The 23150-nt window shown below is 36.1% G+C and carries 21 protein-coding genes; 16 read left to right on the top strand and 5 right to left on the bottom strand.

Annotation, left to right across the window (positions count from 1 at the left end):
* Positions 1-14: 14 nt before the first annotated feature.
* The 9 genes from AC27G3_RS05540 (at position 15) to AC27G3_RS05500 (ending at position 10188) form a co-directional block, all read left to right on the top strand.
* Positions 15-1319 carry a replication-associated recombination protein A gene (locus tag AC27G3_RS05540; RefSeq protein ID WP_487119966.1) on the top strand — a complete coding sequence of 435 codons (1305 nt, stop codon included), beginning with the start codon at positions 15-17 and terminating at the stop codon, positions 1317-1319.
* Entirely contained in the window at positions 1303-1704 is a 402-nt protein-coding gene (crcB, locus tag AC27G3_RS05535; RefSeq protein WP_487119572.1) for a fluoride efflux transporter CrcB, read from the top strand. Before AC27G3_RS05540 ends, crcB begins: the two co-directional genes overlap by 17 nt.
* 115 nt (positions 1705-1819) lie before the next feature.
* Positions 1820-3100, top strand: coding sequence for a serine--tRNA ligase (gene serS / locus AC27G3_RS05530; protein ID WP_487119571.1), 1281 nt, complete (start codon positions 1820-1822; stop codon positions 3098-3100).
* A gap of 143 nt (positions 3101-3243) precedes the next feature.
* Complete coding sequence (locus tag AC27G3_RS05525) at positions 3244-3729, top strand: TlpA family protein disulfide reductase (RefSeq protein ID WP_487119570.1); 486 nt, start codon at positions 3244-3246, stop codon at positions 3727-3729.
* Between the two features lie 75 nt (positions 3730-3804).
* Positions 3805-4944: a M14 family metallopeptidase gene (locus tag AC27G3_RS05520; protein WP_487119569.1), complete on the top strand. Its 1140-nt coding sequence runs from the start codon at positions 3805-3807 to the stop codon at positions 4942-4944.
* Between the two features lie 146 nt (positions 4945-5090).
* Positions 5091-6629, top strand: coding sequence for an alanine/glycine:cation symporter family protein (locus AC27G3_RS05515; protein ID WP_487119567.1), 1539 nt, complete (start codon positions 5091-5093; stop codon positions 6627-6629).
* A 93-nt stretch (positions 6630-6722) separates the two neighbouring features.
* Positions 6723-7049 (top strand): hypothetical protein, encoded by a 327-nt coding sequence (locus AC27G3_RS05510; RefSeq protein ID WP_487119565.1) that lies wholly within the window; start codon positions 6723-6725, stop codon positions 7047-7049.
* A gap of 2 nt (positions 7050-7051) precedes the next feature.
* Positions 7052-7360 carry a YeaC family protein gene (locus tag AC27G3_RS05505; RefSeq protein ID WP_487119563.1) on the top strand — a complete coding sequence of 103 codons (309 nt, stop codon included), beginning with the start codon at positions 7052-7054 and terminating at the stop codon, positions 7358-7360.
* Positions 7357-10188 carry a DUF349 domain-containing protein gene (locus tag AC27G3_RS05500; RefSeq protein WP_487119562.1) on the top strand — a complete coding sequence of 944 codons (2832 nt, stop codon included), beginning with the start codon at positions 7357-7359 and terminating at the stop codon, positions 10186-10188. The genes AC27G3_RS05505 and AC27G3_RS05500 overlap by 4 nt, the downstream gene beginning before the upstream one ends.
* Positions 10189-10334: 146 nt before the next feature.
* On the opposite strand, the gene ansA is transcribed toward AC27G3_RS05500, so the two are convergent.
* Both ansA and sppA read right to left on the bottom strand, forming a co-directional pair.
* Complete coding sequence (ansA, locus tag AC27G3_RS05495; RefSeq protein ID WP_487119560.1) at positions 10335-11342, bottom strand: asparaginase; 1008 nt, start codon at positions 11340-11342, stop codon at positions 10335-10337.
* Between the two features lie 48 nt (positions 11343-11390).
* Positions 11391-13262: a signal peptide peptidase SppA gene (gene sppA, locus AC27G3_RS05490; RefSeq protein WP_487119558.1), complete on the bottom strand. Its 1872-nt coding sequence runs from the start codon at positions 13260-13262 to the stop codon at positions 11391-11393.
* A 165-nt stretch (positions 13263-13427) separates the two neighbouring features.
* On the opposite strand from sppA, the gene AC27G3_RS05485 reads away from it, so the two are divergent.
* On the top strand, positions 13428-14003 hold the full coding sequence (locus AC27G3_RS05485) for a nitroreductase family protein (protein ID WP_487119557.1): 576 nt from the start codon (positions 13428-13430) through the stop codon (positions 14001-14003).
* Positions 14004-14089: 86 nt separating this feature from the next.
* On the opposite strand, the gene asnS is transcribed toward AC27G3_RS05485, so the two are convergent.
* Positions 14090-15490, bottom strand: a complete 1401-nt coding sequence (gene asnS / locus AC27G3_RS05480) for an asparagine--tRNA ligase (protein ID WP_487119555.1) — start codon at positions 15488-15490, stop codon at positions 14090-14092.
* A gap of 179 nt (positions 15491-15669) precedes the next feature.
* On the opposite strand from asnS, the gene AC27G3_RS05475 reads away from it, so the two are divergent.
* Both AC27G3_RS05475 and AC27G3_RS05470 read left to right on the top strand, forming a co-directional pair.
* Positions 15670-16035 (top strand): hypothetical protein, encoded by a 366-nt coding sequence (locus AC27G3_RS05475; protein ID WP_487119553.1) that lies wholly within the window; start codon positions 15670-15672, stop codon positions 16033-16035.
* A gap of 241 nt (positions 16036-16276) precedes the next feature.
* Complete coding sequence (locus AC27G3_RS05470; protein ID WP_487119552.1) at positions 16277-16942, top strand: YiaD family glycine zipper/OmpA-like lipoprotein; 666 nt, start codon at positions 16277-16279, stop codon at positions 16940-16942.
* Positions 16943-17074: 132 nt separating this feature from the next.
* Here AC27G3_RS05470 and bioA read toward each other — a convergent pair whose 3' ends face one another.
* Complete coding sequence (gene bioA, locus AC27G3_RS05465; protein WP_487119550.1) at positions 17075-18406, bottom strand: adenosylmethionine--8-amino-7-oxononanoate transaminase; 1332 nt, start codon at positions 18404-18406, stop codon at positions 17075-17077.
* 89 nt (positions 18407-18495) lie between these two features.
* On the opposite strand from bioA, the gene bioB reads away from it, so the two are divergent.
* Genes bioB through bioD form a run of 4 tightly spaced genes read left to right on the top strand, consistent with a single transcriptional unit; the run spans position 18496 to position 22258 of the window.
* The gene (bioB, locus tag AC27G3_RS05460; RefSeq protein ID WP_487119964.1) at positions 18496-19584 is read left to right on the top strand and encodes a biotin synthase BioB; all 1089 of its coding nucleotides are present in this window, start codon (positions 18496-18498) and stop codon (positions 19582-19584) included.
* A gap of 19 nt (positions 19585-19603) precedes the next feature.
* Positions 19604-20779: an aminotransferase class I/II-fold pyridoxal phosphate-dependent enzyme gene (locus AC27G3_RS05455; protein WP_487119548.1), complete on the top strand. Its 1176-nt coding sequence runs from the start codon at positions 19604-19606 to the stop codon at positions 20777-20779.
* Positions 20779-21576, top strand: coding sequence for a malonyl-ACP O-methyltransferase BioC (bioC, locus tag AC27G3_RS05450; RefSeq protein ID WP_487119546.1), 798 nt, complete (start codon positions 20779-20781; stop codon positions 21574-21576). Before AC27G3_RS05455 ends, bioC begins: the two co-directional genes overlap by 1 nt.
* A complete protein-coding gene (gene bioD, locus AC27G3_RS05445) occupies positions 21569-22258 on the top strand; it encodes a dethiobiotin synthase (RefSeq protein WP_487119544.1) in 690 nt (229 codons plus the stop codon). The genes bioC and bioD overlap by 8 nt, the downstream gene beginning before the upstream one ends.
* A gap of 158 nt (positions 22259-22416) precedes the next feature.
* Here bioD and AC27G3_RS05440 read toward each other — a convergent pair whose 3' ends face one another.
* Positions 22417-22815, bottom strand: coding sequence for a type II toxin-antitoxin system HicB family antitoxin (locus AC27G3_RS05440; protein WP_487119543.1), 399 nt, complete (start codon positions 22813-22815; stop codon positions 22417-22419).
* Positions 22816-23150 lie beyond the last annotated feature (335 nt).

Genomic DNA, 23150 nt, shown 5'->3' with positions numbered 1-23150 from the left:
CTAACGAATTGGCGATGGCAAGTCCCTTAGCCGCTAAAATGCGTCCTGAAAATATTGATGAATACGTTGGACAACAGCACATTTTAAGTCAAGGTATGCCGCTTCGTGTATCTATTGAACAAGGGCAATGCCACTCTGTTATTTTTTGGGGCCCACCTGGCACTGGTAAAACTACGTTAGCAGAAATTATTGCCAATCAAGCTGATGCTGAAATAGAAAGAGTTTCAGCAGTAACATCAGGCATTAAAGAAATAAGACTAGCAATTGATAATGCCAAACAACGGGCTAAATTAAATAAACGCCGTACCGTTTTATTTGTTGATGAAGTACATCGTTTTAATAAAAGCCAACAAGATGCATTTTTACCGCATATTGAAGATGGTACTATTATTTTTATTGGTGCAACAACTGAAAATCCCGCTTTTGAATTAAATAAAGCATTGTTATCAAGAGCCCGTGTTTACACCTTAAAAAAGTTAACTATCAAAGATTTAACTCAAGTATTACAGCGCGCTGTTGAACAACAAAGTGTGGCTGAGCAAATGAGTCTTAACATTGAAAAAGATGCACAACAAAGTTTGCTTAAAAGAGCCAATGGCGATGCAAGGCGCTTACTTAATTTATTAGAAAACTGCATTGATATTGTACCGCCAATTGATCAAGTTAAAACCATTACATTAGCGCTTGTTACACAAGTTGCAGGTAATAAAATAGCCTTGTATGACAAAGGTGGTGATGCTTTTTATGATATGATCAGTGCTTTTCATAAATCAGTTCGTGGCTCAGATCCAGATGCTGCATTATATTGGTATGCTCGTATTATTACCTCTGGTGGAGATGCTTTGTATGTTGCAAGACGACTATTAGCTATTGCAAGTGAAGATATTGGTAATGCAGATCCAAGAGCAATGCAGCTGGCTATAAATGCTTGGGATACTTTCCAACGCGTTGGTCCTAGTGAAGGGGAAAGAGCAATAGCACAGGCTTGTGTGTACATGGCATTAGCACCGAAAAGTAATGCAGTTTATAGTGCATTTAATCAAGCTAAAGCATTAGCAAGAGACACCAGTGAGCTTGATGTACCAAGTCATTTAAAAAATGCGACCAGTGAAATAACTAAAGGTTTAGGCCATGGTAGTAGTTATCGTTATGCCCATGACGAAATTAACGCCTTTGCTGCAGGTGAAAATTATTTTCCCGAGGAAATAGCTCACACACAACTGTATCAACCAACAGACAGAGGGTTAGAAAAACAATTACGAGATAAGCTTAATTACTTAAACGATTTAAACAGGAAAAGTAATGACCAACGGTATTAATACCTTTACTTTGTATGCTTTTGTGGCAATTGGCGGAGCAACAGGTGCAAGCTTACGCTTTTTTATTTCACAATTAATTTTAAATTGGTTAGGAAAAGGTTTCCCTTTTGCTACTTTGGTCGTTAATATTTCCGGCTCGCTGATAATGGGTTTTTTATACGGGTTAATTGAACAAGGTAATATAGAAGTTCATGTCTACCGAACCTTAATTGGAATTGGTTTTTTAGGAGCATTTACCACTTTTTCAACTTTTTCCTTAGATACTTTATTGTTATTTCAACAAGGTGAGTTATTTAAAGCGATGATTAATATTTTACTTAATGTCACATTGTGTGTATTAGCTGCGGCATTAGGGTTATTTTTTGCTTCTTTACTGAGTAAATAACGCTTGGTAGAGTGCACAATTAATATGTAATGTTAACGAGTAATCAGCCAAAACATTTATAACTTTTAATAAGTCGAACACTTATTATTTTAACTAAACTAGAACGTGAACCAACATGCTTGATCCAAAATTACTTAGAACAGATTTAGAAAACATTGCCGCACAACTAGCTAGACGTGGCTTTACACTTGATACAGCAGCACTATCTGCATTAGAAGAACAGCGTAAAGTTATTCAAGTAAAAACCCAAGAACTACAAGGTCAACGTAATACACGTTCAAAGTCAATTGGCCAAGCCAAAGCAAGAGGTGAGGACATTGCACCATTACTTGCTGAAGTCAGTCAACTAGGCGATGAATTAGAAGCGGCAAAGGTAGAACAAAATCAAGTACTAGAACAGATAGACAAAATAGCGTCTTCTATCCCTAATTTATTAGCAGATTCTGTACCTGATGGTGAAAGTGAAGATGATAATGTTGAAATAAAGACGTGGGGTACACCTAGAACATTCGATTTTGAAGTTAAAGATCATGTCGATGTTGGTGCTGGAATTGATAAAGGTTTAGATTTTGAAAGCGGCGCTAAATTAGCAGGCACACGTTTTGTTGTTATGCGCGGTCAAATCGCTAAGTTACACCGAGCTTTAGCACAATTTATGCTTGATGTGCATACTGAAGAGCATGGTTACACTGAGATGTATGTTCCATACCTAGTTAATCAAGACTCTTTATACGGAACAGGGCAATTGCCTAAATTTGGGGAAGATTTATTCCATACAGATTTATCTAATAAAAAGTTTTCATTAATCCCGACATCAGAAGTGCCGTTAACAAATCTAGTTCGCGATGAAATTATCGACGAAGCCGATTTACCTATTAAAATGACGGCGCATACTCCTTGTTTTCGAAGTGAAGCTGGCTCAGGCGGACGTGATATACGCGGATTAATTCGTCAACATCAATTCGATAAAGTTGAAATGGTTCAATTAGTTAAACCTGAAGATTCTATGGCTGCCCTTGATGAACTAACGGGTCATGCTGAACGGATTTTAGAAAAACTAGAGTTACCTTACCGTACAGTAATTTTATGTACTGGAGATGTTGGCTTTAGCTCGTCAAAAACGTTCGATTTAGAAGTATGGTTACCTGCCCAAAATACCTACCGTGAAATTTCTTCATGTTCAAGCATGGGCGATTTCCAAGCACGTAGAATGCAAGCACGCTTTAGAAACAGTGAAACCAACAAACCAGAGTTATTACACACGCTTAATGGGTCTGGTTTAGCTGTAGGGCGCACACTTGTTGCTATTTTAGAAAATTATCAACAAGCAGATGGCAGCGTTAATATTCCAACTGTTTTACAACCTTATATGAAAGGACAAACTAACATTCGTTAGTTGAAGCACATTTAAAGTAGAAAAGCCGTAATGTTTGTAGCAATAATTTTGTAGCAACTTACGGCTTTTTTTATTGCCAAATGAAATAAACGGATAGATCACAGGTCTATTAAACTATTATTGTTAATTTAGTGGAGGATCATTTGTTACGGAATATTCTTACTCAGGTAGTTATTTTTTTTATTATTTTTCAGGTGATTTCTTTCTTTAGAGAAACCAGTATGTTGTCTACCTCTACGACACTTAGTAGTGACTCTATTAAATTGCCGACCCTAATGGGGGAGCAGATACTCGTTAAGTCTGCTGAAAAAACGACCATACTGTATTTTTTTGCGCCTTGGTGTCAAATTTGTCATGCAAGTATTGGTAATCTTCAAAAAATTTATGAAAAAAATGAACAAATTGATGTTATTGCTATTGCAATGGACTTTACCTCAAGTGATGAAGTCGCAAAGTTTACTCAACGACATCAATTAACTTTTCCCGTTGCTTTAGGTAATGAGCTTATTAAAAAGCGCTTTAAAATTACAGGATATCCTAGTTATTACATTTTAGATGAACAAAATACCATTACAGGGCGATCAATTGGATATTCGTCGGAACTTGGCTTGTATTTACGTTCTCTTTAATGCTTTTGATCTGTTCCTTGTTTGTGTACACTAAGTCATTCGAAAATGCCTAACGTCCCATATAAGGTGTAAATTATGCAAATCTCATCAAACTTTGATAGCGGTAATATCCGCGTTATCGATGCTTCACAGCCCAATAATATTCAATTAGAAATTGTTAAAGACAATGGCTCTGATTTCTATCAATGGTTCCATTTTAAACTGCAACAAGATATTACAGATAATGAACCTGTCGAACATGTTATTCATTTAACAAATGCAGGTAATTCGGCGTACGTTGAAGGATGGGAAGATTATCAAGCTGTAGCATCTTACGATCGCGAACATTGGTTTCGTGTACCGACAGAGTATGACGGTAAACAGTTAACTATTTCCTTAACGCCTGAATTTAATTCTGTTTATTTTGCTTATTTTGCTCCTTATAGTTATGAGCGTCATCAAGATCTCATTCATGGTGCTCAGTTACATATGGATTGTCAGTTACAAGTTTTAGGGCAAACCCTTGATGGTCGAGACATGACTTTACTAAAAGTAGGCGAAGAGGGCGAAGGTAAGAAAGTTATTTGGTTAACTGCGCGTCAGCATCCTGGTGAAACTATGGCTGAATGGTTTATGGAAGGTCTAATTGATCGGCTATTAGATGAAGATGATGGCGTTGCCCGTGCATTACTTAATAAAGCCGTTTTTTACATTGTGCCAAATATGAATCCTGACGGCAGTGTACGAGGACATTTAAGAACCAACGCGTGTGGTGCAAATTTAAATCGTGAATGGCAAACCCCAACGATGGAGCGCAGCCCAGAAGTTTATTTAGTGCGTGAAATGATGAAAAAAACAGGTGTTGATTTATTCCTTGATGTTCATGGTGATGAAGCGCTACCTTATAATTTTGTTGCTGGATGTGAAGGTAATCCGTCGTATAACGAACGAAATAAAGCATTAGAAGATGCGTTTAAATCATTCTTAATTTCTGTTACTCCCGAATTTCAAGACGATAAAGGCTATGAAAAGGATGAACCAGGAAAAGCAAATCTAACGGTAGCAACTAACTGGGTTGGCGAGCAATTTGATTGCTTAGCGTTTACCATTGAAATGCCATTTAAAGATAACGCGTTACTTCCTGACTATAGTGTTGGCTGGTCAGATGAACGAAGTAGCTTACTAGGTCGTGATGTATTAACTACTGTATATCATGTGGTAGATAGTTTAAGATAAACCTAACATTAAAGAGCTGATTACAGCTCTTTTTTTTATCCCCTTATCTGCTTTTTTTCAGCAATATAAAAAGGTAGATGAGGGGAATAAACAATCATTATAAAATTTCAACAATAATAAAATTCTAACAATATTAGGAGAGTTGCGTGCAAGAAATCATCAATACGCTTAATGGCTTAATTTGGAGTCCTGCTTTAATTTATTTATGTTTGGGGGCTGGGTTATTTTTTACTGTGCTCACACGTTTTGTCCAACTAAGACAATTTAAAGAGATGATCCGGTTATTACTTTCTGGTAAAAGCTCACAAAAAGGGATTTCTTCATTTCAAGCGTTAGCGGTGTCTTTATCTGGCCGAGTTGGTACTGGTAACATCGCCGGTGTTGCTGCTGCTATTGGTTTTGGTGGTCCAGGAGCAGTTTTTTGGATGTGGATTGTTGCGTTTTTTGGTGCTGCAACGGCTTATATCGAATCAACGAATGCGCAAATATATAAAGAAGAAGAAAACGGTGTCTACCGTGGTGGTCCAGCTTATTACATTGAAAAAGCAATGGGACAAAAATGGTACGCTTGGATGTTTGCTATCTCAACTATTCTTGCTTGTGGTGTATTACTACCAGTGGTTCAGTCAAACGGTATTGGTGACTCATTAGTTAACGTCTTCGGAAATGGTGGTACGGTGCCGTCATTTATAGGTAACCTTGCGTTAACGAAAGTCTATGCTGCTACCTTTATCGTTTTAATTTTAGGTTTTATTATATTTGGCGGTGTCAAACGAATCGCTAACTTCACTCAAATTGTTGTGCCATTTATGGCACTTGCTTATATCATTATTGCTTGTGTGATCATTTCTTTACATATTAATTTACTACCGTCTATTTTTATGTCAATTATTACAGATGCCTTCACACCAATGGCAGGTTTTGGCGCTGCTATTGGTTGGGGAGTAAAACGAGGAGTTTATTCTAATGAAGCAGGTCAGGGAACAGGCCCACATGCTGCAGCTGCTGCTGAAGTAGATCATCCTGCACAGCAAGGATTAGTGCAGTCGTTTTCTGTTTACATTGATACTTTGTTTGTGTGTTCTGCTACTGCTTTTATGATTTTAATTACCCAATCTTATAATGTACTGCCAGAAGGTAGCACTGCCTTTATTGTTCAAAATTTAGCAGGTGATGTTGTTATTAGTGGCCCAGCGTTTACTCAAATTGCAGTCGACAGTGTATTAAGTGGATTTGGTAAGCCGTTCATTGCTATAGCCTTATTCTTCTTTGCCTTTACTACTATTTTGGCTTATTACTTTATTGCAGAAAACAATGTTTCTTATATCAATAGAACAATAAAAATACCGGCACTAAGATTTGTTTTAAAATTAATTATAATGTTTGCGGTATTTTATGGCACCGTTGCTCAGCCAAGCGCCGCTTGGACCTTAGGCGATATTGGTGTTGGTTTAATGGCGTGGTTGAACATTATCGGTATTATCATTATATTTTTTATGGCAAAACCGGCAATAAAAGCCCTGAACGATTATGAGCGTCAACAAAAAGATGGTGTGAAAAATTATACCTTTGACCCTGTTAAGCTTGGAATTAAAAACGCTGACTTTTGGGAGCGACGCTTTGCAAAGCATCAACCAAAAACTCATGAGACTGATTTATCTCAAAGTAAACCCGAAAATAATTAATTTTTTTTAATTTTGTTCAATAAAAACGCCCACAAGGGCGTTTTTTTTTGTAAAATATCCACCAACTTAAAGTAACTGAGAATGGATAAATTCATGGCTGTCATAAACTGTCCAAGTTGTAATAAAAAAATATCCGATAAAGCCCAATCTTGTAGCCATTGCCAATTAGATCTAGCTAATTTAGATAGTGAAAAAAAGAAATCATTATCCACCGTCAGTTATGTACAAAAACATCAACGTTTAATGAATCATTCCTTTATTGCTATGTTGTTATTCTGTGGTGGTTTCTTATTTTTGTTTTGGCAAGATGCAATTCCCGGAACATGGCAATACACAGCATCAATTACCAGTACGGTTGTTGGTTTCGTTTTTTACCTGGTGACTCGTGTCAGATTACTATTTTTAAAAAGAAGTAAATAAATATGGAATTATTATCCTTAGTCGAAACAATGACAGAAGAAATGTATTTACGGCTCAAGTGTGCAGCTGAAACTGGTAAATGGCCAGAAGGTACGCTTGTTGCTAAAGAGCAAAAAGAGTCTGCTTTACAAATAATCATGGCTTATCAAGCAAAGCATTTAAATTCAGATGATATTTTATCTATCGGTGCAGACGGTGAAATAGTCACAAAAACAAAATCGGTTTTAAGAAGCCAATTCAAAGAAGCTGCAAAACAAACTTCTGAACAATCAACAGATACAAGTACCATCGCTAGGTTTTCTAATTTATGATTTTTTCAAAATTCTTTAAAGCAAAATGGCAACACAAAGAAAGTAATGTAAGAATAACAGCAATTACGGATGAACTAGATCCTAATAATCTGCAAGATCTTACTATTTTAAAGCAACTATTGGTAAGTGATGACAGCGAATTAGTCCGCCGCGCCGTTTTATTAAAAGTAAACACTTTTGAGTTATGGCTTTCAACGAGTAGTGAAAACTCAAATGCAAAAATTAAAGAGTACGCTCGCCAACAAATTGTAAAAATGCTAAATGGCGAGCACGAAGTTGTGTTAACCCATCAACAAAAACAATTATTTTTAACCGATAATAAATATAAATCATTACTTGAGCCATGGTTACACAATGAAACTGACAGTGATGTAATCATCTCTTTAATTGAAAAAATTGATAAGCCACATCTAATCGCTAACTTTTTCAATCAAAAACAGGATGAGCGGGTCCAATGCTTTTTAATTGACCAAACTGACGATCAAGCTTCGTTAGAAAAGTTTGTAAAAAAAGCGGTTAACGATAATGTATTAAACAAAATTACGAATAAGTTAACTTTAATTAAAGAGAAAAAAGACCAACCTGAAAAGCTTGGTAAAAAGGTTCAATTAATACTATCTAAGTTACTCGCATTAAAAGAGCAGCCTGAATACGGTATTTATATTGATAAGCATTCAGCACTTGAACAAGAGTGGCAAGAGGCTTATCTCGAGTTTGCTTGTTTAACTTCAGAAGAAGCTGCTAATTTCAATGAAAAATATCAACGCATCAATGAGCAGCTAACCAAAACGTTTGTCGTTAAAGCAGAAGCTTATCAGCAAAAATTGATCAAACAACAACTTGATGCTGAGAAACAACAAGCAACCACAAGCTTTGATAAACAATTAGCTGAACTTGGTCAAACTTTGACGACCAGTATTTTTGAAACGAACGAAGTCAATGAAAATGAATTTAATCAACAATTAATTACTTTAGCTGAGAACATCAAAGCTTCAGTATTAAATGCAGACGAGAAGTCAGCATATGCAAAATCAATTAAACAATTAGCGACTCGCTTAACACAATTACCCGAAATTGCTCAATCGGTATCACAAGCGACAGCGTTAATATCAAAAATATCTCAACTCGCTATTCCAAATACATTAGAACAATACAATGAAAAGTATCCCATTTTTAACGAGTGGAATAATCAATGGCGGGAAATTCAAAAACAAACTCAAGGCATTTTACCGTCTTCAATTAAAGAGGCACATCAAGAAATTCAAAGTGCTTGGCAACAAGGCTTAAAACCCTTTGCCGCCGAGCAAAAAAGTTTATTCACACAAACACAGAAAAAAATGAATGACTTAAAACGTTTGCTTGCCTCTGGTAAATATAATGCCTCTTTTGGCTTGTTCAAAGGGGTGTCTAAAAATTATCAACAATTATCTTCTAGCCAGCAACAACGACTTGAACGTGATTATGAAAATGTGAGTAAAAAAATTGCTGAATTAAGCGATTGGGAACATTACATTGCAACGCCAAGAAAACAGCAGTTACTTGATGAGATCAATCAAATAGTTGCTTGCCCACTCGACAATCCGAATGAACAAGCTAATAAAGTCAAACAATTTAGAAAATCGTGGAATTTATTAGGCCATGCCGATGATGAAGTTGACGCGCAATTGAACGAAGCTTTTAATTTAGCTTGTGAGAAAGCGTTTGCCCCTTGTCGTTTATTTTTTGGTGAACAAGAAAAGCTTCGTGAGCAACACTTTATTATTCGCCAAGATATTATTGCACAGGCTAAAACAATAATACCGCCGGCAGATAACGACATTAACTTTGATTTTAAAGCGTTAGACGGGCAACTTAATAAGCTTCAACAAGCGTGGTCTGAAGCAGGAGAGGTCGATCGTGAAAAATATAAAGCACTACAAAATCAATACACCGCAATTGTACAACCATTAAAAGCGGCAGTAAGAGGTTTTCATGATGATAATGCGACTCGCAAACAAGGACTTATTGATAAAGTTACCCTTGAGCTGCAAAACGAAGATATCTATAAAGCCATCGATAACACGAAAAAGTTACAAGAAAAATGGCGTGAAATTGGCTTTGCCGGCCCCAGACAAGATAATAAGTTGTGGCAAAACTTTCGCGCAGTAAATGATCAATTATTTAAAAAGCGTGATGCACTTAAAACGGAAGAAAAAGAGCAACAATCGGCACAGAAAGTCGCTTTTGAACAGCAACTTCAAACCATAAAATCTCAATTATCTGACATTATTGCTGCAGATCCAGATAAAGGTCAGTTGCAGAGTGTTAAACAGCAGCTTGCAAGTTTACATCAAAGTGTTATTGACGAAAAACCTGTTATTAAATCAGTCGTTAATAATATTGAACGTGTTATGAGTGATGTTGATAATCACATTGCTCATATAACTGCTTTAAACGAGCAAAAAGGCTGGGCAAGTTTATTTACTGTTTTAGCTGATATCGCAGCCAGTAAAATAACAGCAGACTCTTTAGAAGATTCTAAAGACTTTTCAAGTTTATCGCCTGTTTGGCAAAAACGCTTAACAGAAAACTTTGCAAACAAAGGGAGCGATACATCTCTTGCTCGTCTAGATAAAACCGTTGAATTAGAAATTATTGCAGGGATTGAATCGCCAGAAGAATTCGCACAGCAACGTATGGCAATACAAATTCAATTAATGCAAGAAAAGATGACTTCTGGGCAAGATATTAATCTTGAACATTGTTTTAGCGAATGGCTGCAACAAGGTCAATTATCAGCAGAAGATATGCCATTAATTTCAAGGATAAAACCTATTTTTTGTTCATAAACATAAAGTTAGTAGCTGATACTTTCCTAAAGACAATAAAAAAGGAGCTATACTCATAGGGTTTAGCTCCTTTTATTTTTACTCTTCTAGCGGCTAGTGAAGTCTTTGGTAAGTCGAGCTCTGGATAGTTATCAACAGAGTAACAATTAAAGACTTAATTCACCTCGTAAGTTTTTCTGCATTAACTCTCTTATCGTTTCACTTGTTAACGATTGACTAAGTAAATAATGTAATTTGGTTAACGTCGCTTCTAAAGTCATATCTTTTGCGCCAATAACACCGCAATCACTTAACGCGGATCCAGTTGCATATCCGCCCATGTTAACCGTACCTTTTAAACACTGGCTGCTATTAATTACCACAATACCTTGTTGATGCGCTTTTTGTAAACATGATAATAATTGAGGATCTTGAGGAGCGTTACCCACGCCATAACTTCTAATAATTAAAGCTTTTACCGGTTGTCTGATCACATTATTAATTAACTCACTGCTAATACCTGGATACAAATGGACCACACCAATCGGTTGAGGTGTAATTTTTGATAAGCTAATTTCATTGTCAGGTTTAACTTCTATGCAACCTGCAACTAAACGGATATTAATTCCCGCTTCAAGTAAGGGTTGCATGTTTGGAGAGTCAAACGCATCAAAGCCATCAGCGTAAACTTTACTGCTGCGATTACCACGATAAAGCCTGTTGTTAAAGAATAGACCGACTTCACAAATAGGGTAGTTAGCCGCAATATAAAGTGAATTAAGTAAATTAACTTGTCCGTCCGATCGTAACTGACTCAACGGTATTTGCGAGCCAGTTACAATAATAGGCTTTGATAAGTTCTCAAACATAAACGACAACGCAGAGCTTGTATATGCCATGGTGTCGGTGCCATGTAGAACAACAAAACCATCATATTTGTCATAGTTTTTCATAATATCATCAGCAATACGTTGCCAATCACTTGGCGCCATATTTGCTGAGTCAATTAAGGGTGAATATTCATTAATAGTGAATTCTGGCATTTCACTGCGATGAAAATCAGGGATATTATTTATCGCACTGGTTAAATGCCCTTTAACAGGGATATAACCTTGTGTACTTGCTTTCATCCCGATTGTACCGCCTGTGTAGGCCACATAAATTCTTTTTTTCATAACACCTAGTTCATTAATTGTAAGTTAACTTATTTTATTACTGATGATTTAATTCAGTTCACAAGCCATACAAAATACATAGATACCTTGAGGATCATCAAAACTTTTCAGCAAGGTAAGCTCTTTATTCATGGAGTGAATAAATTGAGAAATGTAATCTTTTGAGTAATCCTTTTCATCAAGGGTAGGTTTACCAAATAATTGTGAAGTTTTACCAAACATTGATTGGAGTAATTTATCTTTGGCCGAGATTTCTTTTTCAATCAATAAGGTATCGTAGTTATTTAAATTTGCTAATTGGGAAGCCATAACAATTGCGTCGTTAATGTCACCCAGTTCATCAACCAAGCCTAGTTCTTTGGCTTTTATACCAGACCATACTCGGCCTTGTGCAATTGCGTCAACTTCTTCTAAACTCATCTCTCTGTTTTTTGCAACTAACGAAATAAAGTCTTGATAACCGCGTTCCACATTTAACTGGTATAAACTCGACATGCCTTTTGATAATGGTCTAGTAGAGCCAAAGCCACCAATATCAGTTGTTGAAACACCATCGGTATGAACGCCTAATTTTTTTAATGAATTTTCAAATGTCATCATTAAGCCGAAAATACCAATTGACCCGGTAATGGTTGTCGGTGAGGCGATAATTTTATCTGCAGGAGCAGAAATCCAATAGCCGCCTGATGCAGCATAAGTTCCCATTGAAGCAACAACAGGTTTACCTGATTCTTTTAATAAATCAATTTCGCGGCGGATAACTTCAGAAGCATAGGCACTGCCACCCGGACTGTCGACACGAAACACAACCGCTTTAACTTGATTGTTTTCTCTTGCTTTACGTAAAAGTTTAGCTGTACTTGCACCACCAATGGTGCCAGCTTTTTGCGTGCCGTTTAAAATGGTCCCTTTAGCGACAACAATAGCGACTTTATCTGTACTTGGATCTACAATTGGGAAGGGCGTTTTTGTCGCCGATAAATAATTGTTAAAGCTAATATGACTATAGGTTTTATCCGTTTTATCTTTACCCACCAATTCAATTAAAGCCGCTTGCATTTCGCCATGTGTTTTTAACTGATCAACCCATTGATTATCAAAAGCATATTGAGCAAAACTACTGTCTGCTGCTTTAAACTTTTTAATGAGAGTTGATGCATTTTCATCGAAGTTTTCAATACCAAATCCGCGTTGTTCAGCAACATCAGATTTATATTTGCTCCATAAGTCATTTAACCAAACATTATTAGCTTCTTTAGCTGCTGTTGACATATCATCACGCATGTAAGGTTCAACCGCTGACTTATAAGTGCCAACTCTAAAGATATGTTGGCTAACTTCTAATTTATCTAAAGCAGATTTAAAGTACAGCTGATAAAGACCGTATCCATCAAGCATTAACCAGCCTTTAGGATCTAACCAAACCGTGTCAGCATAACTTGCTAGATAATATTGATCTTGACTATATTGCTCACCCAGTGCAATAACTTGCTTACCCGAGGTTTTAAAATCAGTTATCGCATTGGCAATGTAGCTTAACTTGGTGATACCCGAGTTGTTTAAGCCTTGTAACTGCAATACTAATAATGAAATCCGATCATCAGATTTTGCTTTTGTTATTACATCTAAGATATCACTAAGTAATATTTCTGGTTGTTCTTCTTCTTTACTTAACGCTTCTGTTAATAAGGCATCGAGAGGATCAACTTCTTGTTTTTGTTCAACGATGTCTCCTTTAAAGTTTAATACTAGTGCTGCCTTTTTCGGTACAGTAACTGTATTTTCATCATTAGAGATGGCGAAAATAAAAAGAATAAGCAATGTAAAAAATATCAAATTAATAATAATTTTTCTGGTGGTGTTTAAAGCAGAAAATAGCTTACTCGTGATCCGTCTGAATAAATTAGGTGTGCTGTTCATAAAGTAGTCAAATACATGTTTTATAATTAGATGATGCTATGCTACTAAACTTTCATTGGTAAAGTAGGAAAATTTGTAAATATTTACGTATTTCTTTAGTGTTATTAACGTTAATCGTTTTAAAATAACATTAGCATCAAATGAAATGGGATCACTGTCATTAATATGAAATTATCAGATAAAACTACTATTACCAGTACAGAGTTGTTATTAACTCGCCAGTCTAATGCTAATTTAACTTTGCCACCGCCTAACGAGGTGGATTTAGATATTATTTTACGCGCGGGCATGAGGGTACCTGATCATGCGGGTTTAATGCCGTGGCAATTTTTGATTGCTGTTGATGAAGGGTTACAGCGATTAAGTAATATATTTGTCGACACCCTAGACAAAAATGAACGTGCTGATCCTATAAAATTAGCTAAAACAACAAAAATGCCATTTCGTGCTCCTATGATAATTATAGTAACCACTGATTATCAAACACACGAAAAAGTCCCTCAAAAAGAACAATTAATTACTGCGGGTTGTTGTGTTCATGCAATGCAAATGGCAGCATTTTCATTGGGTTATGGAGCAATGTGGCGTACAGGTAACTTAGCAACCAACGAGCAAGTTAAACAAGCGATGTCGATAGATACATCAGAAGATATTGTCGGTTTTTTATATGTTGGTACACAAAGTAAGAGTTTAAATGTTAAGTCCGAAAAGGCTTATCAAAGTAAAGTGCGTTATTTATAGCTGTGTCTATAGTTGTCTGTGGATAACTTTTAGAAGTGATGTAAAAAGTTACCAGTAAGAGGCCTTACTGGTAACTGACGCATTATTTAGAATGCTGCGTTATTTGGTGTTCTTGGGAATGGAATAACGTCACGAACATTTTGCATACCCGTTGCGTAAGCAACTAAACGTTCAAAGCCTAAACCAAAACCTGAATGTGGCACTGTGCCATAACGACGTAAATCACGATACCAACCGTAATCCGATACATCTAAATTCATTTCTTCTAAACGAGAATCTAGTACATCTAATCGTTCTTCACGTTGACTTCCACCAATAATTTCACCGATACCTGGGGCTAAAATATCCATAGCGGCAACAGTTTTACCGTCGTCATTTAAACGCATGTAGAAAGACTTAATGTCTTTAGGATAGTTTTGTAAAACAACTGGACCATTAAAATGCTCTTCGGCAAGGTAGCGTTCGTGTTCAGAGTTTAAATCTACCCCCCATGAAACTGGGTTTTCAAAGGTTTTATCACAATTTTCTAAAATCGTAATTGCATCAGTATAATCAAGACGGATGAAGTCATTGTTAATTACAGAATTTAAACGGTCAATAACCGTTTTATCGACACGCTGTTGGAAAAATGCCATATCATCAGCACGCTCTTCTAAAACAGCGGCGAAAACGTATTTTAACATTTCTTCAGCAAGATCCGCGGCATCGCTAAGATCAGCAAAAGCAATCTCAGGCTCTATCATCCAAAACTCGGCTAAATGGCGGCTAGTGTTAGAATTTTCAGCGCGGAAAGTAGGGCCAAATGTATAAACTTTAGATAAAGCGCTACAGTAAGTTTCAACGTTTAATTGTCCTGAAACGGTTAAAAATGTCTCTTTGCCAAAAAAATCTTTACTGTAATCAACACTGCCTTTATCGTCTCTTGGAATGTTTTCCATATCTAATGTACTAACACGGAACATTTCGCCAGCACCTTCACAATCACTACCTGTAATGAGTGGAGTGCTGATCCAAAAGTAACCTTTACTGTGTAAAAAGCGATGAACAGCTTGTGCGAGTGAATTTCTTACACGAGTAACAGCACCACCAATATTAGTACGAGGGCGTAAATGCGCATGTTCACGCAAATATTCAATACTATGACGCTTTGCTGCCATAGGGTAGGTATCAGGATCTTCAACTAAACCAAGTACTTCTACTTCTGTTGCTTGAATTTCAAACGATTGACCTTGTCCTGGAGATTCAACCAAAACACCTGTAACTTTAACCGCACTACCAGTGGTAAGTTTTAACACTTCATTTTGATAATTATCGAGATCACTGTTAACAATGGCTTGAATAGCATCAAAACATGAACCGTCATGAATTGCTAAAAATGAAATACCCGCTTTAGAATCACGGCGAGTGCGGATCCAACCATGAACGGTGATTGGCTCGTTTACAGGGTATTGTCCTGCTAATACATCAGTAATTGCTAACACTGACATTGATGACCTCTTTGATTAATCAAAAATAATGCAATTTGCTATTATATGGAAATGGGTTGCCATGTTACAGTGACTATAAAGCCAATTCAACAAAGTTTCCTACCAAACAATAACTTTTCAGGGCTTAGTGGTAAAAAACGTAATAATAATCCATTTATCTTATATTAAAGGTTATAAATATGGACAATCTCCCCCAAGAGCGTAGGCATTCTAAAGATATTTGGGTGTATTTAATGCGCATACTAGCAGTTACTGGCTGGTTATTATTTATATTGGCTTTTGCTTTTGCTTACTATGCAGCACCGGAAGCGGAATACGGTATGTATCGTTATCACGGCATAGAAGTAAGAAAGTTTTGGTTAACACCTTTAACTGGTTATTTATATGTTGTGTTATGGGTGAGCGCACTAAGTAGCTATTTATGTATGATTATTGACAGATATCGCAGTAGAAGACGTTCTGATAGTAAACATTTTAACTTAGTTTTGTTGATGCTCATTTCTATCGCTTGGATCAGTTACATTTTAATTGAAGTAAAAAGTTAAATTTATAATAAATGCTTTATTTTTCTTTGCTTTATTGAACTTGAATGTAAAAAATTTACAGTATAAAATTGCTAAATAGGTATAAGTGTTTAATTTTACGCTACCTATAAATTCATTGTGTTAAAGACTTTTTACCTTATTAAATTGACATTAAAAAAGAATTAACGTCATTTCCCACACGAAAACTTAATAACAGCCTCCACTATATAAACATAGCAATAAGGCTAATATAGGATACTCCATGAAAAAAATCATAACGATAACAGCAGTATTGTTGTCTCAAGCTTGCACAACGTTTGATCCCTACACAGGCGAAAGTAAAACGAGTAAAACGGCGATTGGTGCAACAACAGGAGCAAGTATAGCTGCGGTGATTGCTTATTTAGATAATAAAGATAAGGATAGTAATACACGTAATAAACGTATATTAGCGGCTGCCACTGGTGGGGCGGCTATCGGCGGTGGAATTGGTTACTATATGGATACCCAAGAAGCAAAATTACGTAAACAGTTACGCGATAGTGGAGTGAGTATACAACGCGACGGTGATAAAATTAATCTTATCATGCCTGGCAATATTACTTTTGCTACAAATAGCTCTATCATCAACAGTAACTTTAACAATGTATTAAACTCAGTAGCCTTAGTACTCGAAGAATATAACAAAACACTTATTGTTGTTTCAGGTCATACTGACTCTAGAGGCTCTACTCAGTATAATCAAAGATTATCAGAAGAACGTGCAGCATCTGTAGCTAATTACTTACGTGGACAAAAAATTCTTAATGATCGCATTGAGACAATAGGTTTTGGCGAGAGGCAACCGATTGCAAGCAATCAGACTATTCAAGGGCGTGAACTCAATCGTCGTGTTGAGATAACATTAATACCTATTAAAGCAGCATAAAATATTTATTCTAAATAAATTTAAGCGTTGTTGAGGTTACATAAGCAAGTACAAACAAGGCAATAATTTTGTTTGTACTTTACTTTAATGAGATCTCGGTATTTAGCGAACGAAAAATTCAACCGTTAAAGATCAACAGCTGCTAAAGCACTCGTCTTCATCAAGCACTGTTTGAATGGCGTAAACTAATTTTTTTAGTTGGTCATTACTAGTGATAAAAGGCGGCATTATGTAGATAAGCTTACCAAACGGACGGATCCAGACTCCTAATTCAACAAAGCGTTGTTGAATTTTGGCCAAATTTACATTTTGAATAGCTTCAATAGCGCCAATAGCTCCTAAAATTCTTACATCGCTAACTCTTGAGTGATTAAGTAAAGGCGTTAAGTTCTCTTGTAAACACTGCTCAATTCTACTGACATTTTCTTGCCACTCATTTTGTGCCAATAAATCTAAGCTGGCATTTGCAACCGCGCAAGCAAGTGGATTACCCATAAAGGTAGGTCCATGCATAAAGCAACCAGCTTCGCCTTCACTAATGGTATGAGCGACTTCAACAGAACATAAAGTCGCTGCTAGTGATAAATATCCACCTGTTAATGCTTTACCTACACACATAATATCTGGCGAAATCTCTGCCCATTCACAAGCAAACAGTTTTCCTGTACGACCAAAACCAGTTGCTATTTCGTCAGCGATAAATAACACATCATATTTTTTACACAGTTGGTGACATGCTTTTAAATATTCAGGATGATAAATACGAATTCCGCCAGTACCTTGTACAATAGGCTCTATTATAAACGCAGCTATTGATTGATGATGTTGCAAAAACATAGCTTCTAACTCGGCAATGTCAATTTTTCCGCGATCGCCTTCATACCAATCTTCTTGAAATTTTACTTTAGGTGCTGGGGCAAAGTGATTTTTGAACAGGACTTCTTCAAATATTTGGTGCATACCATTAACAGGATCACATACCGACATGGCCGCAAAGGTATCACCATGGTAACCATTTCTAACCGTTAGTAATTTATGTTTACTTTTTTGCCCTTTACTTGCCCAAAATTGAATGGCCATTTTAATGGCAACTTCTACAGCAACTGAGCCACTGTCCGATATAAATACTCGCTCTAAAGTGACAGGAGTTATATCGATTAGCTTTTTAGCTAAATTAATTGCAGGTTCATGGGTTAAACCACCAAACATAACATGAGAAAAATCTTTACTTTGCTCAACAAGCGCATTGTTTAATTTAGGATGATTGTAGCCATGGATTACAGACCACCAAGAAGACATTCCATCGATAAGGTTTTCACCACTGGCAAGGGTGACGTTAACACCTTTCGCAGATTTAACTAAATAAGAAGGTAAAGGAGACGACATAGAAGTATAAGGATGCCAAATATTTTGGCGATCAAAACTCAGTAGTTCTTCTTGATTTATTGTTGAATTATTAATCATATGTAAACCAGTTGGTATTTTAAATGTTGACATCAAGCGATAGGTGGCTAGACTACCCGTTTAATTATTTAGATGCAATTGAGATTTTTATGTCAGTAAACCCGTCACCTGCTGTTGTTAGTCAATCATCACAGACTAATTCTGAAATTCGTCATAACTGGAATGTTAGTGAAGTACAGGCACTTTTCGATTTGCCGTTTAATGATTTAATGTTTCAAGCGCAAACGGTGCATCGCCAAAATTTCAACGCTAATGAAGTACAAGTAAGTACGTTATTATCTATAAAAACAGGAGCTTGTCCTGAAGATTGTAAGTATTGTTCTCAAAGCGCTCGTAATAAAACTGATTTAGAAACAGAAAAATTATTAGAAGTTGAAAATGTATTAGCAACAGCAAAAGCGGCAAAAGAACAAGGTTCTACACGTTTTTGTATGGGGGCAGCATGGAGAAACCCCAAAGCGCGTGATATGCCTTATGTTGTTGAAATGGTTAAAGGTGTAAAAGCATTAGGCTTAGAAACATGTATGACATTAGGTATGTTATCTGCTGATCAAGCTGACGAACTTCAAGATGCAGGTTTAGATTACTACAATCATAATTTAGATACCTCTCCAGAGCATTACAATCAAATTATTACAACACGTACTTATCAAGATCGATTAGATACTATTGATAACGTAAGAAGTGCAGGAATGAAAGTGTGTAGTGGTGGTATTGTTGGTTTGGGCGAAGAATCAAAAGATAGAGCTTCTTTACTAGCTCAACTTGCTAATTTATCACCTCAACCTGAAAGTGTACCTATTAACATGTTGGTAAAAGTTGAAGGCACACCACTTTCAGATGTTGATGATCTGGAAAGCTTTGACTTTATTCGCTGTATTGCTGTTGCTCGTATAATGATGCCTAAAAGTCATGTGCGTCTATCAGCAGGGCGCTCTGCTATGAACGAGCAAATGCAAGCTATGTGCTTTTTAGCGGGAGCAAACTCAGTATTTTATGGTTGCAAGTTATTAACAACAGAAAATCCTGAAACGAATAAAGACATCGCTTTATTTAAAAAATTAGGTATTAATACTGAAGTGTACGATTCAGCTAATGAACAACAACAAGCAAATGATCTACGAACTGCTTTAGTCAATGACGATAATAAAGACTTATTTTATAACGCCTCTGCTTAGCTGATAAATAGCATTTGTAATGTCATTCGACTTTATCCAACAACAAGTTAACAAACAGCATGAACAAGCACGTTTTCGACAGCGTGTTTGTCATACTGGTTTAGGTGTTGGTGAACAAAATAATCAAATAACCCTTGATGGAAAATCTTATATTAATTTTTCATCAAACGATTACCTTGGTTTAAATCACCATCCTTTAATCAATAAAGCGATGCAAGAGGGCATTGACAAATTTGGTCTTAGTGCAAGCGCATCTAGTCTAGTTACAGGTCATAATTATGCGCACCAATCACTAGAGAATGAAATTTGTCAGTGGCTAAACAAACCGCGTTGTTTGTTATTTAGCAGCGGATTTTCTGCTAATTTAGGTGTTTTACAAGCACTAGGGCAATCTTCTGCTAATATCTGGTTAGATAAACTTAGTCATGCTTCGTTAATTGAAGGAGCTTTTGCCAGTCAAGCTAAAGCCAAACGTTTTGCGCATAATGATACCGAGCAATTAGCGAGCTTAATTGAACGCTCTAATCGAACATTGAGCTCGAGTTCATCTGAAAAAAACCACCTTATCGTCTCAGAAGGTGTTTTCAGTATGGATGGTGATCAAGCACCCGTTGAACAATTACGTTTGATTGCAGATAAAAGCAAAGCAAAATTATATATCGATGACGCACACAGTATTGGCGTTATAGGTAATAACGGTCAAGGCAGTAGCCAATTAGCCAATATAGATATTGTTATGGCAACTTTTGGCAAAGCCATTGCAAGTAGTGGAGCATTTGTTACTTGTGAAGAAGATGTTTTTGAGTATTTTATTAATTTTTCTAAACATTATATTTACTCAACGGCAATTTCTCCTGCACTTGCATGGGCCACAAAGCAGAGTATCGCACTGGTTCAACAAGAAAATTGGCGAAGAGAAAAAATTACAGAATTGAGTCAATATTTTACAGAATTATTATCTAAAAAAATTACTGTGGTTCCCACTCAGTCATCTATTCATGGGCTAATTATTGGTGATGAACAAAAAGCGTTAATCGTTAGCCAACAGTTAAAAGAAAAAGGCCTGTGGGTAACAGCAATTAGGCCACCAACGGTTCCTATAGGTAGTTCAAGGTTACGCGTTACAATATGTGCAAATCATAACCGTAATAATATTAAGTACTTAGCAAATAGCATTAATGAGATATTAGCTTAATGGCCCAAACAGCAATTAAAAGAAAAACACGTGTGAATATCGCAAAATCGTTCGGTTCTGCGAGTAATTCATATGATATATCAGCAAGATTACAGCGCTTTAGTGGAAAGAATTTAATGCCTTGGCTGCCAAATCGCAATGATCTAACTGTATTAGATTTAGGTTGTGGTACTGGCTTTTTTACTCACATTTTAGCGGGCTCTTTTCACAAAGTTATTGGTTTCGATATCTCAAAAGAGATGCTTAACTATGCAAAAGAAAAAAGATCTGACGACATTTTTTGGTTAGAGGGTGATGCACACAAAATTCCTCTACAAAATGACAGTATTGACTTAGTTTATTCAAATTTAGTGATTCAGTGGTGCGAACCTTTAGAAGTGGTTATTCAAGAAATTTTAAGAGTATTAAAACCTGGCGGCCTATTTATTTTTACTACGTTAGTCGATGGTACACTGCATGAACTAAAATCATCTTGGGCACAAGTCGATGACGATACTCATGTCATCGATTTTATGAATGAAAGTAAACTTAATTCATTATTTAATACATCCACGTCAGTAATGCTGGAGCACAACTGCCAAGATGTTGTACTTGAATACGAAAACGTTCTGCATTTAGCTAAAGAATTAAAAGGGTTAGGGGCTAATCATGTACCTACTCAGAAAAACAAAGGGCTTGCTGGCAAAGAAAAATGGTTCAAAATGACAGAAGCTTACCAAGACTTTATCGAGCCTAATGAAATTTATCCGGCAACTTATCGTGTATATTCAGGACAGGTGGTAAAACTGAGTGATTAATTATTTTATTACAGCAACAGATACGGATGCTGGCAAAACCTATGTTGCTTGTGCATTAGTTCACGCATTAAAAAATCAACAAAACAATTCTAGTAAAGAAAATCGTGTCGCTGTTTATAAACCAATTTCTGCTGGTTGTACTTTAATTAATAATCAATTAGTAAATGAAGACGCTAAATTACTTGCTCTGCAGGCAAATTGTCAGCAAAGTATTCAAGATATTAATCCGATTGCTTTTGAAAAACCGATAGCGCCACATATTGCAGGCCAACAATTATCCACTGAGATATCAATAAATCAAATTGTTACAGGCTTTAAAAAGGTACAATCGTTAAATGCAGATTACAATCTTGTAGAAGGAGCTGGTGGTTGGCGACTGCCTTTAGGCAATAAACGATACCTTTCTGATTTTGTTAAACAAGTAAATCTGGATGTTATTTTAGTCGTTAACATGAAATTAGGCTGTTTAAATCATGCGATACTTACGTATGAAAGCATTGTAAATGATGGGTTAAACTGTGTTGCATGGGTGGCAAACTGTCAAACTGATATGCCATTTTTAGAAGAAAACATTGATGAGTTAACACACTTGTTGCCCATTCCTCATCTTGCCACTTTACCATTTACCAATAATATTAACGATGCCGCGTCGACATTTAATTTATCAGTGTTAACTCGTTAAATATATAAACAGTAATAATTACGCCAATATAAACACCAGATAAGTTTCTTAAACTTACTGGTGTTTTTTAATTCTTAAAATCTTTTCGTACAAGTTCACTATTTACTATTCTTTAGACTTTCTAAAAACCTTGATTGATAACACAACACTGTTTGTTTTTATTTCGCTAGTTCAACTAAACATGCTTGAGCAATAAAACCAGATCGTGTTTTGTAGCTTTCTGATTTATTCACCCGATCGTCAATCTGTTTAATTAACAGTTCAGGTAAAGTCACATTTATTTTCTGACTTTTCCCTAAGTAGGGGGTGATATCTATATTCACAATAGCCCAAATACCGTTACTCCATGTTTTTTCATGATGAGTAATCGACGTTGCATGGGGAATGCTTTCACTATATTCGGTAAGAATGGTTAAGTGTTCTGTGATCGATTTTTCAATTTTTTCAATGGCCAAATCGATAGTCGTTGCACGTGTTTCACATCCCGGTAAATCCGGAACCTTTACTTGAAAATCATTTTGTTCATCTGAGCGTATTAAAACAATTGGGTAGTTCATTTTACTTTCATTTTAACTAAAAATAGATAAATGAAAGTATAACCCCGACAACTCTAAATGACAATATCATTATAACCCCGATAACCCTGAGCTTATATGTATTAATAACTCTGGTAACTCTTATTTATCATGTGTGTGAATGTTTACTTATGCCTTTAACCTTTATTTATGCGCAGTTGATTTTTTTGATCATAATAAGGATCGTTTATGAGGTTATGAAATGATCTAAATGAAAAGTTTTAATAAACTAAGGAAAACAAGGGGGAGTGAACGAATATTCGCTATGTTTTTAATTATAAATATTGAACTAAAATTGTTTAAAAAAATAAAAAAAA

The organism is Colwellia sp. SU-HH01217, assembly GCF_057543495.1.
This window is presented reverse-complemented; position numbering and strand designations above follow the sequence as displayed.

Coding starts and splice junctions, on each gene's coding strand:
- bioA (WP_487119550.1), bottom strand. CDS start 18,406: ATGATTAATAATTCAACAATAAATCAAGAAGAACTACTGAGTTTTGAT.
- AC27G3_RS05520 (WP_487119569.1), top strand. CDS start 3,805: ATGCAAATCTCATCAAACTTTGATAGCGGTAATATCCGCGTTATCGAT.
- bioC (WP_487119546.1), top strand. CDS start 20,779: ATGGCCCAAACAGCAATTAAAAGAAAAACACGTGTGAATATCGCAAAA.
- sppA (WP_487119558.1), bottom strand. CDS start 13,262: ATGAACAGCACACCTAATTTATTCAGACGGATCACGAGTAAGCTATTT.
- AC27G3_RS05455 (WP_487119548.1), top strand. CDS start 19,604: ATGTCATTCGACTTTATCCAACAACAAGTTAACAAACAGCATGAACAA.
- ansA (WP_487119560.1), bottom strand. CDS start 11,342: ATGAAAAAAAGAATTTATGTGGCCTACACAGGCGGTACAATCGGGATG.
- AC27G3_RS05505 (WP_487119563.1), top strand. CDS start 7,052: ATGGAATTATTATCCTTAGTCGAAACAATGACAGAAGAAATGTATTTA.
- AC27G3_RS05440 (WP_487119543.1), bottom strand. CDS start 22,815: ATGAACTACCCAATTGTTTTAATACGCTCAGATGAACAAAATGATTTT.
- serS (WP_487119571.1), top strand. CDS start 1,820: ATGCTTGATCCAAAATTACTTAGAACAGATTTAGAAAACATTGCCGCA.
- asnS (WP_487119555.1), bottom strand. CDS start 15,490: ATGTCAGTGTTAGCAATTACTGATGTATTAGCAGGACAATACCCTGTA.
- AC27G3_RS05485 (WP_487119557.1), top strand. CDS start 13,428: ATGAAATTATCAGATAAAACTACTATTACCAGTACAGAGTTGTTATTA.
- bioB (WP_487119964.1), top strand. CDS start 18,496: ATGTCAGTAAACCCGTCACCTGCTGTTGTTAGTCAATCATCACAGACT.
- AC27G3_RS05470 (WP_487119552.1), top strand. CDS start 16,277: ATGAAAAAAATCATAACGATAACAGCAGTATTGTTGTCTCAAGCTTGC.
- AC27G3_RS05475 (WP_487119553.1), top strand. CDS start 15,670: ATGGACAATCTCCCCCAAGAGCGTAGGCATTCTAAAGATATTTGGGTG.
- AC27G3_RS05540 (WP_487119966.1), top strand. CDS start 15: ATGGCAAGTCCCTTAGCCGCTAAAATGCGTCCTGAAAATATTGATGAA.
- AC27G3_RS05500 (WP_487119562.1), top strand. CDS start 7,357: ATGATTTTTTCAAAATTCTTTAAAGCAAAATGGCAACACAAAGAAAGT.
- crcB (WP_487119572.1), top strand. CDS start 1,303: ATGACCAACGGTATTAATACCTTTACTTTGTATGCTTTTGTGGCAATT.
- AC27G3_RS05510 (WP_487119565.1), top strand. CDS start 6,723: ATGGCTGTCATAAACTGTCCAAGTTGTAATAAAAAAATATCCGATAAA.